Source organism: Pseudomonas sp. AN3A02 (genome assembly GCF_011765255.1).
Lineage (GTDB): Bacteria > Pseudomonadota > Gammaproteobacteria > Pseudomonadales > Pseudomonadaceae > Aquipseudomonas.
The window spans coordinates 125,342-139,742 of record NZ_JAARNI010000014.1 but is presented as its reverse complement, the minus strand read 5'-3'; the positions used below and the strand labels follow the sequence as shown (position 1 = coordinate 139,742).

The following is a 14,401-nucleotide window of genomic DNA, read 5'->3' as shown; positions in this document are numbered from 1 at the left end:
GGGGGACTCGGAGATCCGTCGGTTGCTGCATAACGCGGCGTCAGCAGGTATCAAGTCAAACGCTTGGAAACCGCTCTATCAAAGCTATCTGGGCAGAGGCCTGAAAACGACTCAGGCCTTGGTTATCATCGCTCGCAAGCTAGCGCGTATCGCGCTCTCCCTCATGAAAAACCAAAGTGAATACCAGTCGAAAGCAGTTTTGGGGGCTTCCCCCAAACCATAGAATCTCCCACATTTGGACCGTGCCCGCTTTAGCTTCTGATCTTGCTGTTGCTGTTGCCCACCACACTCAAGCCGGCCGGTAGGCCGCTGTGCTCTTGATCTGCTGTTGATCTTGATCTTAGGCGCCCCGTTAAACCACGCTGGCCGAACGTAGGCTTTGGAGCGTGGGTAACCCGGCAGGACGCCGGGTTAGCCGCGCTGGGCCAAGGATGGCCCATCGCGGCGGCCCACGCTCCAAAGCCGGAGTGAGGGCACACCGAGCCCAAGCGAGGTGCCGAGTGGTGGGGCAAGAGCGTTTTGGTTACTTTTGCGCTTTTCAAAAGTGAGCCGCTGTAAGAGCGGAACCCTATGCGGCCGTTACCTAAATAACGGATATACCCCCAATCCGCGCCCGCGCCCGCAGCGCCTGCTCAGGCAACCCCAGCGCCTCATACACCACCACCAAAGCCCGATTCGTCGGCACATCCAGCCCGTCATACCGCCGGCGTAATTCCAGCGCCTGCTGCGCCCCGAACCAATCCCCAATCCGCAGCCGCGCATCCAGTTCCACCTGCGCAAACAAATCCCGCTGGGCGTGACTCCCGCCAATCTCATTCAGCCGCGGCAACGCAATTCCCAACTGCTCCAGGGCCCGCCCGGCATCGCCCCTGGCATGCGCCAACAACCCCTCGGCCAACGGCAAAGTGACTTCCCCCCACACCGGCCGCGCACCAAGGCTGTGCCTGCGCAAAGCCGACAACAACTGATCCGCCTCAGGCTTACCCGCCCGGGCCAACCCGTACAGATACTGCACACTCAAAAACGGCTGAACCGCATCCCCAACCCGCCGCTGCAGGTAAGGCGCCAACGCCTGCCACCGCTCACCCACATCAATCCCGGCCAACTCCAGCCGCGCCAGCAACGACACCGCGCCCACCTGGTCCTGGGAGTACTCCGGCAAGATCCCCCACACATGCCGGTCATAAATCTCCAGCACCCGCTGGTCCTCACCGCGTGCCAGATAAAACAACGCCAGGTGCCACCAGTTATGGGTGTACATAAACGAGTTCAAACCGTCCCAGTGATGCTTCACCCCCTCGAGAAACCCGATGCCTTCCTCGATACGCCCCTGAGTCAGCATCACATGGGCCAGCGCGTGATGAGCCCACGGCTCGGACGCTTGCAGGCGCAAGGCTTCCCGAGCACTGGCCTCGGCTTCCTCCAGCAAATGACACTGCTCATACGCAAACGCCAGTAACCCATGACTGTGGGCGATATCCGGCGCGCCGGCGGTGGCTTTCAAACCGATACGCAGCAGCGCCGGCCAGTTGCCCCGGTTGAATTCCAGATACTGGTTGAGCTTGGCGGCAAACAAGTCCCGGGGATAGAGGTCCAGCAGATGCTCGCTGAGGCGCAGCACCTCATCCAGCTCATCACTGATCCAGGCCTGCAGCAGCTCCAAATACCGTAGAGCTCGGGGATGTTGCGAATTCACCGCCGCCGCTCGTTGGCGGTACTTCTCTGCCAGTGCGGGGCCTTCAGGCGACTCGATAAACATCAGCAACAGCCCGGCAAATCCACTGGCCAGCGCTGAATCGGGATCGGCGTCGGCCGCCGTGAGAATGCCCTCGGCGCGGGGCTGATAGCCGAGAAAACCACCGATGAAATCATCCAGGCCCTGACGGGTGACGGGGTTGAGGGTGTCGATGGGGTTGCCCAGATAATCCAGTGACATGCGCTTCAAACTCATGGGTTCAGATAGCGGTTAGACGGGCAAACCTTGTGCCAGTGATGGGTCCCTCAAACTTCAAACCTTACCGTAGCAGCTGCCGAGCCTTGGCGAGGCAGCGTTGGCGGGTTACCTGACACACCGCAGACGCAGCCTCGCCAAGGCTCGGCAGCTGCTACGCACAACCATTTCTCAAGAGGGCGGGCTGTTGCTTTTTCCACACTCGTCCCGGCCACTGTGGTTTTTTCATCACTGCGGTGGCCCCTGACCGCCGTAAACCCAAGGCCATCGCCCCATGGCACAGCCCTTGCTAAATCCCTGACAAAACCTTAGTCAAGGAGTCTCCATGCGCCCTTTATCTTTTCGCCGTGTCCTTTCATACCTGGGACTTGGCGCCGTGCTGCTGGCCGGCACCGCTCAGGCGCAACCCCATGACGGCGGCGTGCTGAACCTGGTGGCCCAACCCGAACCGCCGTCGCTGATGCACGGCGTGGTCAGCCACGTGTCCACCCAGTACGTCAGCGGCAAGATCCTCCAGGGCCTGCTGACCTTCGACACCGACCTGAAACCCAAACCGGTATTGGCCAAGGCCTGGACCGTTTCCCCCGATGGCCTGACCTACACCTTCGATTTGCAGGACAACGTGCGCTGGCATGACGGCCACGCCTTCACCGCCGATGACGTGGTGTTCAGCTTCCAGGCCTTCTACCCCGAAGTGGACAAGCGCCTGGGCGGGGTCTTCACCGAGTACGTCGACAGCATCACCGCAAAAGGCCCGCTGCAGGTGGTGTTCCAGCTCAAGAAACCCTTCGCGCCGTTGCTCTCGGCCCTGGGCAGCGGGCTGCGGCCTGTGGTACCCAAGCACCTCTACGAGAACACTGACTTTCGCAACAACCCCTATAACCTCAAGCCTGTCGGCACCGGCCCGTTTGTGTTTGTGGAGTGGAAACGCGGCGCCTATATCAAGCTGGCAAAGAACCCCGACTACTGGAAAAAGGGCCTGCCACACCTGGATGCGATCATCTTCCACGTGATCCCGGACGGCTCGTCCCGCGCTGCGGCTTTCGAGCGCAACGACGTGCAGGTGCTGCGCAGCGGTGATGCCGACTATTCCGACCTCAAGCGCCTGACCGCCTTGCCAGATGTGCAGTCGTCGGAAAAAGGCTGGGAGCTGTATTCCGGCCTGGCCTTCCTGCAGATCAATACGCGCAAGCCACCGCTGAACAACCCCAAGGTGCGCCAGGCGATCCTGTATGCGCTGAACCGCCAGTTCATCGTCGACAACATCTTCTTCGGTTCGGGCAAGGTTGCCCCCGGCCAGTTCGTGTCCACCTCGCCGTACCATGACCCGCAATTGCCGCAGTACACCTATGACGTGAAAAAAGCCAAGGCGCTGATTGCCGAGTCCGGCGTGGACGTGGGTGCCGTGCGGATTCGCCTGCTCAACGGCGAGAAGGGCGGCGCCTGGGAGCGCTTGGCCGAATACACCAAGCAAGCCCTGCAACCGCTGGGCTTCAAGGTACAAGTGGTGACGTCCGACGCCGCCACCTGGTTCCAGCGAGTCAGCGATTGGGACTTCGACCTGACCTACAACTTCATCTTCCAGATCGGCGACCCGTACCTGACCAACGCCTACCTGTACCGCTCCGACTACATCCTCAAGACTTCGCCGTTTGCCAACGTCAGCGGCTACAACAGCCCCGAGGCCGATGCCCTGTGGACCCAGGTCGCCAACACCCCGGAAGGCCCGGAACGCACCAGGCTCTATAGCCAGTTGGAAAACGTGCTGAACACCGACCTGCCGATCGCGCCGATCTTCGAAATGCGCTACCCGACGTTGTTCCACAAAGAGGTGAAGAACCTGCTGCAAACCGCCACCAGCCTTAACGAAGACTACGAAAGCGTCTACCTCGACGCGCCTGCACCATGAACGGGTTGCTGTATTTCAGCGGTCGCCTGCTCAAGGCACTGTTGATGATTGTGGCGGTGCTGGTGCTGGGCTTTTTGCTGATCCGCCTGGCGCCGGGTGATCCGGCGCTGCTGTTGGCCGGCGAGGCAGGGGTGGACGATGTGCAGTTCATCGAACATCTGCGCCAGACCATGGGCCTGGACAAGCCGTTGCTCACGCAGTTGCTGATCTACCTGGGCAATATCGCCCATCTGGACCTGGGTTATTCCTACCGCAACCAGACCCCGGTGTGGTCGCTGATTGCCGAGCGTTTGCCGGCGACCTTGGCCCTGATGGGCTCGGCATTTTTGCTCTCGTCGGTGCTTGGCGTCACCCTGGGGACGTTGGCCGCCCGGGCCCGGCAGAAGCGTCACTGGCTGGATGGCGTGATCTCCCACGGCGCATTGCTGCTGTATGCGATGCCGCCATTCTGGCTGGCGATGCTGCTGATCCTGTTGTTCTCCGTCAGCCTCGATTGGTTGCCGGCGTTTGGCATGGAAACGGTGGCGCAGGACTTTTCCCTGCTCGACCGGCTCAAGCACCTGCTGCTGCCGTGCGTGTCGTTGAGCGTGCTGTTCCTCGCCTTGTATATCCACCTGACCCGCGCCGCCGTGCTCGACGCCCTTGGCCAGGAATACGTGCGCACCGCCCACGCCAAGGGCCTGCACCCGCGGCGGATTTTGTACGTGCATGTGTTGCGCAATGCGCTGTTGCCGGTGGTGACCTTTGCCGGTTTGCAACTGGGCCAGTTGGCCAGCGGCGCGTTGCTGGTGGAGGTGGTGTATTCCTGGCCGGGGATTGGTCGCTTGATGTACGACTCGCTGGCCCAGCGTGACTACGGCGTGTTGATGGGCGGTTTCCTGGTGATCTCGATTCTGGTGGTGGGCTTTAACGTGTTGACCGATGTGATCTGTCGTTTTCTCGACCCGCGTATCGGTGCAGGAGTGCAAGGCTGATGCTGGTTTTCCGACGTTTTGTGCGCCAGCCTGCGGCGTTGATCGGTGCGCTGTTTTTGCTGCTGCTGACGCTGTTGGCGATCGCCGCACCCTGGCTGACCAGCAGCTCGCCATGGGAGATGAACAGCCAGCCGATGCTCGCGCCATTCCACGACCCGGCCCATTGGCTGGGCAGTGACCTGCTCGGTCGCGACCTCGCCAGTGGCCTGCTGTACGGCGCGCGAGTGTCCCTGGCCGTGGGGGCGCTGGCCAGCCTGGCGACCCTGGTGGTGGGCCTGCTGGTCGGCGCGGTCGCCGGCTATTTCGGTGGCTGGCTCGACGGTGTGCTGATGCGCATTGCCGAGTTCTTCCAGATCATTCCGCAACTGGTACTGGCGGTAATCCTGGTGGCGATCCTTGAGCCGTCCCTGTTCTCCATCGTGCTGGCCATCGCACTTGTAGCGTGGCCGGCGGTGGCACGGTTGGTGCGCAGTGAGTTCCTGACCCTGCGCCAGCGCGAATTCGTGCAGGCCGCGCGGGTGCTGGGGCAGTCGCCGCTGGGGATCATCGTCCAGCAGATCCTGCCCAACGCCCTGGCGCCGTTGCTGGTGACCATGACCTTTGTCATGGCCACGGCGATCCTCACCGAAGCGGCCCTGGCGTTTCTCGGCTTGAGCGACCCGGAAGCCATGAGCTGGGGCTACATGATCAATGCCTCCCGTGGCTTGCTGCGGGACGCCTGGTGGATGAGCTTTCTGCCGGGGTTGGCGATTGTGCTGTGCGTGCTGGCGGTCAATCGAGTCGGCGAAGGTTTGCGTGTGGCCTTTGAGCCCGGGAGGTCGCTATGACGTTGTTGAGTGTTGAGCATTTGCGCATTGCCTTGCCGGCCGGTGCCGACCGCAGCCATGCGCTGTATGACCTGTCACTGCAACTGAACCGTGGCGAATGCTTGTGTGTGGTGGGTGAATCCGGTTCCGGCAAGTCAATGCTGGCCAGGGCTTTGCTGCGCCAGTTGCCGGACTCGCTGAAGGTAGAACGCGGGCGTCTGGTGTTTCGCGACGAAGACCTGGCCGACCGCAGCGAGGAGGCCATGCGTCAACTGCGCGGGCGGGATATCAGCATGGTATTCCAGGAGCCCATGAGCGCCCTCAACCCACTGTTGCGGGTGGGCGAACAGATCGATGAAACCCTGCGCGCCCATGGCGTGGCAGCGGCACGGGTGCGGCGTCAGCGGGTGGTGGATTTGCTCGGTTATGTCGGCTTGCCCGACCCTGAGCGCTTGCGACTGGCGTATCCGTTTGAACTGTCCGGCGGGCAGCGTCAGCGGGTGGTGATCGCCATGGCCCTGGCGTTTGATCCGGCGCTGTTGATTGCCGATGAGCCGACCTCGGCGCTGGACGTGACCACCCAGGCGCAGATTCTCGACCTGCTGCGCAAGATCCAGCAGGACAAGGGCATGGCGCTGTTGTTTATCACCCACGACTTTGCCGTGGTTGAGGCGATTGCCGACCGGGTATTGGTGCTGGAAAAGGGCCGGGTGGTGGAGCAGGGCACGGCCCCGACGGTGTTGCGGGTGCCCCGTGAAGACTACACCCGGCAATTGTTGGCGGCGGTGTCGGCGCAACCGCTGGTACCGCGTACACAGGTGGCCGGTCCGGTGGTGCTCAGGGCCGAAGCGCTGGGTAAGGTATTCAGCAGTCGTAGCGGTTGGTGGGGGCGGCGTACGACTCAGGCGTTGGACGCGGTTCAGCTGCAATTGCGTGAAGGCGAAACGTTGGGGATTGTGGGGGAGTCGGGGTCGGGCAAGTCGACCCTGGGCCGGTGCCTGGTGCGTCTGTTGCGCGCTGACAGCGGGCGGATTGAGTGGTTGGGGCGGGATGTCGCGGGGCTGTCTGAAGGGCGGCTGCGAGCGTTGCGCAGTGATGTGCAGATGATTTTCCAGGATCCGTTTGCGTCGCTCAATCCACGGCAGACAGTGGGGCAGATTGTTATGACTGGGCCTTTGGTGCAGGGGGTTTCCAAGGCGGATGCCGAGCGGCGGGCCCGTGAGTTGCTGGGGTTGGTGGGGTTGCCGGCAGCGGCGTTTGAGCGGTTTCCCCATGAGTTTTCTGGTGGGCAGCGGCAGCGCATAGGCATCGCCCGGGCGTTGGCGGTGGAGCCTAAGGTGTTGATCGCTGACGAGTGTGTGTCGGCGCTTGATGCATTGATCCAGGTGCAGATTCTGGAACTGCTGGAGTCGCTGCAGCGGCGGTTGAAGTTGAGCATTGTGTTTATTACTCATGACTTGCGGGTGGCTGCGCGGTTGTGTGATCGGATTGCGGTGATGCGTCAGGGGCAGGTGGTGGAGCAGGGGGAGACGGCGGCGCTGTTTGCTGATGCGCGGCATCCGTATACGCGGGAGTTGTTGATGGCTGAGGCGATCTGACTTGGGTTGTTGGGGTTGGGGGCATATCCGTTATTCAGGTAACGGCCACCTATGGTTTCGCTCTTACAGCGAGTCACGTTGCAAAAGCGGCAAAGGCGACCTGAGTGTTAGAGCAAAAGCAGAGCCGCTTTATGTGGGAGCGGGCTTGCTCGCGAAGAACCTGAGAGCGCCGCGTTGAATCAGGATGTTCGCGTTATCGTTAACGACCTTCGCGAGCAAGCCCGCTCCCACATTTGGATCGTGTCCGCCTTTGATTTTGCTGTTGCTTCAACTGAGTGGTGGGGCAAGAGCGTTTTGCTTACGTTTGACTGGGCTGGCATTCCGGCTGTTCAAAAGTGAGCCGCTGTAAGAGCGGAACCGATACAAGCCATCACCTGAATAACGGATATGTACCCAACCCTTTCACTTATTGAGAAACCTCCATGCCGACCTCTTTCACCGAACTGCCAGTGATCCAGGGCCAACAACTGGAAATCCGCCCCAACCGTCACCTGAGCATCACCCATCACGCGGGCACCACCCAACCCGACACGGTAGTGTTCTTCTGCCACGGCGCCGGCGGCAACAAAGACCAGTGGCGCCACCTATGGCAAGCCCTGAAAAACGAGGGCTACAGCCTGGTCGCCTGGGACCTCCTGGGCCACGGCGCCAGCGCAAAACCCTATAACCCAGAGGCCTATGCCTGGCCCGAACTGGTCGCCGACTACCTGGAAATCCTCAAACGCTACAGCGGCCCCCGCAACCTCATCGTCGCCCACTCCTTCGGCACCGGCCTGAGCCTGAGCGCCTTGCTGGCCAACCCCGCGATCCCCATCGAAGCCGCATTACTGCTGGGCACCCAACTGAACCGCCCCGGCAAAAGCGGCGGCCTGATGCGCCTGCCCGCATGGATGTTGGAATGGCTGCGCCCAACGCTGGCCAAAGGTTTCCGCCAGGCCGCCTGGAACGCCAAGGCCGACCCCGCACTGGTCGCCTACGAAGAAAAACTCACCGAGCGCAACCCGCTGTACATGTTCAAGGCCCTGATGAAAAACGTCCAATGGCCAGACGCCAATGCACTGCTCACCCTGACCTTGCCCGTGAGTGTGCTGGCCGGCGACAGCGACGGCCTGACCCCGGCCAGCGGCGGCGAAGCACTCGCCCGGCATTTGCCCAATGCCGAGTATCAGTTGCTACCCGAATGCGGCCACCAACTCATGCTGGAAAAACCCGATGAGGTATTGGCCGCGTTTCACCGTCTGCAGTCAGCTCAACGTGACGGCAGTTTCCAGCGCTCACGGTAGAGGTCGTACTGCGCCACAGGCAGTTGCACCAGCACCGGGTTTTCTCGCGGGTCCAGCCAGGCAAACAACGCCTGGATATTCACCGACTCCATTGCCGTGCAGCCCAATGTCCCCGCACTGACGCTGCGCCAGATATGCAGGAAAATACACGAACCGGCGTTGGCTGAAGCCGGGGTGTTGTGCTCGACAAAAATCCCCTGGCGGTACAGCTGATCCTTGCGCAGCATCCGCTCGGAGCTGGTCCAGTCCTTGTTCACCACCGAGCGGTCGACCAGGGTGTTGTAATGGCTGGACTGGCTGTCATCCACGCATTCGCGGGTGGCGGTGCTGGCGGTGTAAGGCAACCGGGTATCGGCGGTGGGGGCGTAGCCGAAGGCGCTGCCGAGCTTGAAGATGCCGGCCGGGGCCTTGCCATCGCCTTCATGCTTGAGAGGCTGCTGGTCGGGGGTTGGCGTGGTAAGGCCGGTGCCCCAGGCCATGCCGTTTTTGCCCACCACGATGGCAAACGGTTCGCCGACTTTCTGAAAGCCTTGCCCATGCCGCTCATAACGTTGTGCGGTGCCCTGAAGGGCGTTCCAGTCCGGGGTGGTGACCACGATCAGTTGCCGGCTGTCGTCGGGGATTTGCGCGAGCGCCACGTTTGAAAGCAGCGTCAGCAGCGCCGCGCAGGTTTTGATGAGCGTGTTCAACGTCGTTCAGTCCTTGAAAAGAGGGAAACCTCAAACGCTAGTTTTCGCCCCGGGCTTTATCAAGCTGAAGCTGTGTTTTGATGTTACCGCAGCGGTTCGATAGGGAAGTCCATCGGCTCGGCCCGCACCGGGTTTCGGCTATAGGTGAAGTGCCACCATTCACCGGCATAACCGGCAAAGCCTTCCTTGGCCATCGCAGCGCTCAGCCGTTGGCGATTCTGCCGTGCCGCCTGGCTGATGTGGGGGCTGTTGGTATGGGCCATTTCGTCGAAGCAATCAAAACCGGTGCCCATGTCCAGGCCGCCATCCGGCAGGCGTCGTCCGTAATCGGCCGCGCAATCCACCGCCGCGGTGTCGGCGCTCCAGGCCTGGGCTGGCCGTGCATCGGGGCCGGTCAGGGTCACGTCGACTGCCGCGCCCCGGGAATGGTTGGAAACCTTCGCCACATAGCCCAGGCGCCAGAAACCCTGCTTGTTCACCCGGGGATAGAACTCGGCCTTGGCCGGATCGCCCGGCAGGCTGGCGAAGCGGCCCATGTTCGCCACGGCACGGCTGGGGCGATAGCAGTCGAATACCTTCAAGCCGTAACCCTGCCTGGCCAACTCGGCCTGGACCCGTACCAGTGCCTTTGCCGCGTCGGCAGACAGCACGCATTCGGCGGCGTTGTAGCCGTCCAGCGGCGCTCCGGTGAAGTTGTGGGGGCTGGCGTAGCGAATGTCCTGGGCGATGCTCGGGTCGAGGTTTCGCAGGTAAACCATGTTGGCTGGCATTGGCGTGTCTGCCGCTGCCGGCGCGGCGAGCACCAGGAGGCTAAGGGCGGCAACTGCGGGGAAAGAGTAGGGCATGGGCGGCCGGGCTCGGGCGGTGGCTTAAGCGCGCCACACTAGCAATGCCCGGCCCATGCCGCCAGTGCTACGGCGCGGCGTTGGGCACAAACGCCACGCTGCCACCGTCACGCTTGTGGAACAACCGTTCGCCGTTGTCCGGCTGGGTCGTGATGACCTGATGATCGTTGCCCAGATAGGCCAGCGGCGTCGGGTCATCCTTGGTGTACTGCGTGACAATAATCGTGCGCTTGGGATCAAAGGTGCGGCCGCTGGTTTTTTCCAGCCAGGCCATGAACGCCGCACTGTCGCCCTGGCGCGGAAAATCCTGGGTTTCGGCCACGTAGTAGAACGGCGCGCCGTGATTTTGCAGGGACATCGGCACCTTGTTGTCGACTTCCACCATCACCATTTGCCACTGATCCCACGCTGCGCTTTTCTCCGCCTGCGCTTGCACGTCGGCAGCGAAACGGGTCACGCCGCCGTTGCCATTGGTCCACGGATACACCACCCCGAGCACCAGCAGCATCACCCCGGCGGCGATGCCGAAGCCGCGGTACCAGGCTCGGCCGACCGTGCCGTTGCGGGCGATACGCTCACTGACCCACCACGCCGCCAGCAACTGCGCGAACGGCACCAGCGGCAGCACGTAGTAACTGCGTCGGCTGCCGCTGGCGGTGAAGAACACAAACAGCAGGCCCAGGCCCCACACCAGCCAGCGGGTGTTGGGCGGGGTGTCGCGCCAGTGCCGCACGGCCAGCCACAGGCCGAGGATCCAGCACGGGGCCCAGGGCAAGGTGTAGGCCGGGAGGTAGATCAGGTAGGTGTAGATCGGTCCCATATGGTCGAACGGGTCGAAGAAGCGCACCACGTTTTCCCGGAACACCAGTTCCAGGCCGCTTTCACCGTAGGTCGGTGCGCCGTAGAGATGGGACAGTACAAACGGAATCGCATAGAACGCCCCGGCGATAACCACGGCCAACACCAGCCGCAGGTTGAGATGACGCTTGTAGCGCTGTTCGCTGAGCAGGTGCGGCAACAGCACCAGGCCCGGCAGTACAAAGCCGATCAGCCCCTTGAACAGCGACGTCGCCGCCAGTAACAGGAAGAACACCGTGTAGCGCCCCAGCCGCGTGTCGTCCGGCCCCCGCCAATACCACCAGACGGCCGCCAGCACCCCGCACACGGTCAGCACGTCCGCCGTGGCCACTCGGGCCCAGAAGATGAAGTAGAAGGTGGTCGCGAGCATCCAGCCGGCAATCAGGCCGGTGCCTTTGCGAAATAGCCGCTCGCCGATCAGGTAGACCAACCAGATGCTCAGCCACGCCGAGATGACCGAAGACAGGCGCAACGACCACGGCCCCAGGCCGCCCATCAGGTTGGCAAAACCGGTGATCAGCCAATACGACGGCAGGGGTTTGTCGTAGTACGGGGTGCCCTTGAGGTACGGGTCAAAGTAGTCGCCGCTTTGCAGCATCTGCAGGGTGATGTTCGCCCAGCGGGTTTCCGGGCCCCACAGGTCGCGGGCGCCCAGGCCCAGCAGCAGGATTACGGCGGACACGCCTAGGAGCAACAGCAGGGCGCCGCGGTCGGTTTTCCAAAAATTCATGGAGCAGTTCCGATGTGGGATGAGCGTCGAATGGGTCACCCCACATTAATGCGGCTGTGTTACGGCAATGCCGGGTAAATGATGATCTCCAGATCGCCCTTGTAATAACGCTTGCCCCCCAGCGGCAGCTGGCCGGCTTCGCGCATTTCGCTGGTGCTCCTGACCCGCATCATCACGCCCACCGGGCCCTGCTGGCGCGCCTGCTTGAGCCAGGCTTGAACGCTGTCCAGATCCACCTTGCGGTGCATCGAGTCAGCGTATTGCAGGCCATAGCGCAGTTCGCCTTCAGTGTTGTAGAGCGTCACTTCGGGCCGGCGCAGGCGCCATGCCAAGGCAGACGCCGACTCCAGTTCGTTGCTCAGCAGCGCATGGGTCTGTTGCAGCTCCTCCAGGTGCTGGAGCACGAACTGGTCAGGCATCTGGTTATCTTCGATCACCGCCGGCATGCCGGCGGGCAACAGCGCCACCAGCAGGCCAATGCCCAAGGCCGGCATCGCCCACAGCACCAGCGGGCGGAACGCTTGCAGCAGGTTGGCGAGCATCCAGCCCATCAGCACGATGAACGTCAGGGACAGGTTGAACATCTCGCTGTGGCTGTTGCCGTACAACGGCCGGTCGATTTGCAGGTAGATCAACGTCACCATCGCCGCGAGGCCGATGCCCAGGTTGAGCAGGCCATTGACGCGCAGCGTGCGGGTGCGGGCGTTGGCCAGCAGGTCGATCAACGCATGGCCCATCAGCAGCGCCAGCGGCAGCAGGCACGGCATGATGTAGGTTGGCAACTTGCCGTTGCTCAGGCTGAAAAAGCCCAGGGGCAGCAGCATCCACAGCGCGAGGAAGACGATGGCGGGTTGGCCTTTGTCCTTCCAGGCCTTGCATAGCGTTGCTGGCAGCAGCGCCGCCCACGGCAGGCAGGACACCACCATCAGCGGCAGGTAGAACCACCACGGCCGCGCATGTTGGGCGTTGTCGGAGGCAAACCTGCGAATGTGTTCGTGCCAGAAAAAGAAGCGCCAGAAGTCCGGCTCCTGCAGGTGGACCGTCAGCGCCCAGGGCAGGCACACCACGACCGCCGTCAGAATCGCCAGCGGGCCGTAGCGCAGCAGCTCGCCCAGGCGGCGCTGCCAGAGCATGTAAGGCAGGGCGATCAGTACCGGCAGCAGCCACGCAAGGAAGCCCTTGGTCATGAAGCCCATGCCGCAGGCCACACCCAATAAAGTCCAACTGGCGAGGCGGGTACGTGGGTTGGCACTGTCGAGGGCAAACCACAGGGCCACGAGGCTCAGGTTGACCCAGAAGGTGAATTGCGGATCCAGGTTGGAGTAACCCGCTTGCCCGGCCACCAGGCCGAAGCTCATATACAGCAGCGCGCAGGCAAAACTCTTGCGCGGGTCGCTCCACAGCCGGCGGGCGATCAGATAGGCGAGCATCACGCTCAAGCCGGTGGTCAGCGCGGAGGCGATGCGTACGCCGAACAGGTTGTCACCGAATATCGCTTGGCCCAACGCGATCAACCAGTAACCGGCGGCGGGTTTTTCGAAGTAGCGCACGCCCATGAAGTGCGGTGATACCCAGTTGCCGCTCATGATCATTTCCTGGCTGATCTGGGCGTAGCGGGTTTCGTCGGGAATCCACAGGCCGTGCAGGCCCAGCGGCAACAAATAGAACATCACGAATGCCAGTAGCAATACCGGCAATGGTTTAAGGCGGGTCATGAATATTGCACTCTCAAGCGGTATTGACGGCGGATCAGCGCGAGCACTGGAACAGCCATGCGCGAGGGGTGAAGCGTGGTTGTGGTCGGGTAAACATCCGGCACAGAACGTTATTCCTTAAACAGTCTGTTAGTGGGCGCGAAACGGAGTGTCCATGCGCCCTGGTTAAGTTCGTTAAACGTGTGGCGTCCAATGAGGCATCGAACATCATCGTCATGGTGTTAACGTGTGAAAAGTTAGCGAGCTAAGAGTTTTCTGGAAAAAACGCCTATTAAAAATAGGTAGAAGATGCCATGGCATGGCTGTCTTTTTGCTGAACGAACTTGAATGATTAAATGTAAAGAAGTGTTCTAAAGTTGTTTAAGTGCGGCCGCCCAGTCCTTGCTGTTCATAATGCCCAGCGCCTTGAACTTGCCATTGGGCAGAAGCTTTACAAACAATGCACTGCCGTATTCGGCATGTGCAGCATGTTCGAAGCCCAGCGCCTCCTCGAAGTCGCTGATGCAGGCGCTATGAGTGACAAGCAGCAAGTTGCGATCAGGCTGTTTATGGGGGCGCAGTTCTTCGCCGATGGCAGGGCCGCAGATGGCCAGCGGGCCAGGTGACAATTCGGCCTTGCCAAACATGAACAGCGAGGTCTGCGCGGTGCGGGTCGTGGGGCTGCTCAGGACGTCAGTGTTTTCCATGCCCAGGGTCTGAAACGCCTTGCCCACAGCGCTGGCGGACAACGTGCCGAGGGTCGTCAGGCCGTCCGCCGGGCCGAGGCAGGGGTTGTTGGAGCGGTCACAGCGCTCTTCATGGCGCACCAGTATTACCAGGTCTCCGTTGCGCCAGGCTTCCAGCACGCCGGAAGTGAGCAGGCGATGGCCCACGCCCAGGTCAAGCGGCGATCTTGGCCACCAGATAAACGCTGTTACCGCGAGGCTGACCATCACGATACCCGCCACGCCAAGCCATAGCTTGTTCAACTGTTTTAAAAACGCCCAGCGCGAGCGAGACTTGCTTAGAGTCAGGTCAACCACACTATTCACCATTGGTAACTT

Annotated in this window: 11 protein-coding genes and 1 pseudogene; 6 read left to right on the top strand and 6 right to left on the bottom strand. The window is 61.8% G+C overall.

Going from position 1 to position 14,401, the window contains the following annotated elements; translation table 11 throughout:
* A pseudogene (locus HBJ59_RS31320) lies at positions 1 to 223 on the top strand (IS110 family transposase); the annotation flags it as partial.
* Between the two features lie 360 nt (positions 224 to 583).
* Here the strand turns inward: HBJ59_RS31320 and HBJ59_RS29660 are convergent.
* Positions 584 to 1,936 carry a tetratricopeptide repeat protein gene (locus tag HBJ59_RS29660; protein ID WP_167665614.1) on the bottom strand — a complete coding sequence of 451 codons (1,353 nt, stop codon included), beginning with the start codon at positions 1,934 to 1,936 and terminating at the stop codon, positions 584 to 586.
* Positions 1,937 to 2,276: 340 nt separating this feature from the next.
* On the opposite strand from HBJ59_RS29660, the gene HBJ59_RS29655 reads away from it, so the two are divergent.
* The 5 genes from HBJ59_RS29655 to HBJ59_RS29635 all read left to right on the top strand — a co-directional run bounded on the left by HBJ59_RS29655 (position 2,277) and on the right by HBJ59_RS29635 (position 8,521).
* Entirely contained in the window at positions 2,277 to 3,860 is a 1,584-nt protein-coding gene (locus HBJ59_RS29655; protein WP_167665613.1) for an ABC transporter substrate-binding protein, read from the top strand.
* Entirely contained in the window at positions 3,857 to 4,834 is a 978-nt protein-coding gene (locus HBJ59_RS29650; protein WP_076015720.1) for an ABC transporter permease, read from the top strand. The genes HBJ59_RS29655 and HBJ59_RS29650 overlap by 4 nt, the downstream gene beginning before the upstream one ends.
* Positions 4,834 to 5,661 (top strand): ABC transporter permease, encoded by an 828-nt coding sequence (locus tag HBJ59_RS29645; RefSeq protein ID WP_167665612.1) that lies wholly within the window; start codon positions 4,834 to 4,836, stop codon positions 5,659 to 5,661. The genes HBJ59_RS29650 and HBJ59_RS29645 overlap by 1 nt, the downstream gene beginning before the upstream one ends.
* On the top strand, positions 5,658 to 7,238 hold the full coding sequence (locus tag HBJ59_RS29640) for an ABC transporter ATP-binding protein (protein WP_167665611.1): 1,581 nt from the start codon (positions 5,658 to 5,660) through the stop codon (positions 7,236 to 7,238). Before HBJ59_RS29645 ends, HBJ59_RS29640 begins: the two co-directional genes overlap by 4 nt.
* 422 nt (positions 7,239 to 7,660) lie before the next feature.
* A complete protein-coding gene (locus HBJ59_RS29635; RefSeq protein WP_076015717.1) occupies positions 7,661 to 8,521 on the top strand; it encodes an alpha/beta fold hydrolase in 861 nt (286 codons plus the stop codon).
* Here HBJ59_RS29635 and HBJ59_RS29630 read toward each other — a convergent pair.
* The 5 genes from HBJ59_RS29630 to HBJ59_RS29610 all read right to left on the bottom strand — a co-directional run bounded on the left by HBJ59_RS29630 (position 8,488) and on the right by HBJ59_RS29610 (position 14,392).
* Positions 8,488 to 9,210 (bottom strand): L,D-transpeptidase, encoded by a 723-nt coding sequence (locus HBJ59_RS29630; RefSeq protein WP_167665610.1) that lies wholly within the window; start codon positions 9,208 to 9,210, stop codon positions 8,488 to 8,490. The two genes, HBJ59_RS29635 and HBJ59_RS29630, sit on opposite strands and share 34 nt — an antisense overlap.
* 83 nt (positions 9,211 to 9,293) lie before the next feature.
* Positions 9,294 to 10,055 (bottom strand): M15 family metallopeptidase, encoded by a 762-nt coding sequence (locus tag HBJ59_RS29625; protein WP_372241511.1) that lies wholly within the window; start codon positions 10,053 to 10,055, stop codon positions 9,294 to 9,296.
* Between the two features lie 67 nt (positions 10,056 to 10,122).
* A complete protein-coding gene (locus HBJ59_RS29620) occupies positions 10,123 to 11,643 on the bottom strand; it encodes a glycosyltransferase family 39 protein (RefSeq protein ID WP_167665609.1) in 1,521 nt (506 codons plus the stop codon).
* 59 nt (positions 11,644 to 11,702) lie between these two features.
* On the bottom strand, positions 11,703 to 13,358 hold the full coding sequence (gene arnT, locus HBJ59_RS29615; protein ID WP_167665608.1) for a lipid IV(A) 4-amino-4-deoxy-L-arabinosyltransferase: 1,656 nt from the start codon (positions 13,356 to 13,358) through the stop codon (positions 11,703 to 11,705).
* Between the two features lie 350 nt (positions 13,359 to 13,708).
* Positions 13,709 to 14,392 (bottom strand): histidine phosphatase family protein, encoded by a 684-nt coding sequence (locus HBJ59_RS29610; protein ID WP_167665607.1) that lies wholly within the window; start codon positions 14,390 to 14,392, stop codon positions 13,709 to 13,711.
* Between the last annotated feature and the right edge of the window lie 9 nt (positions 14,393 to 14,401).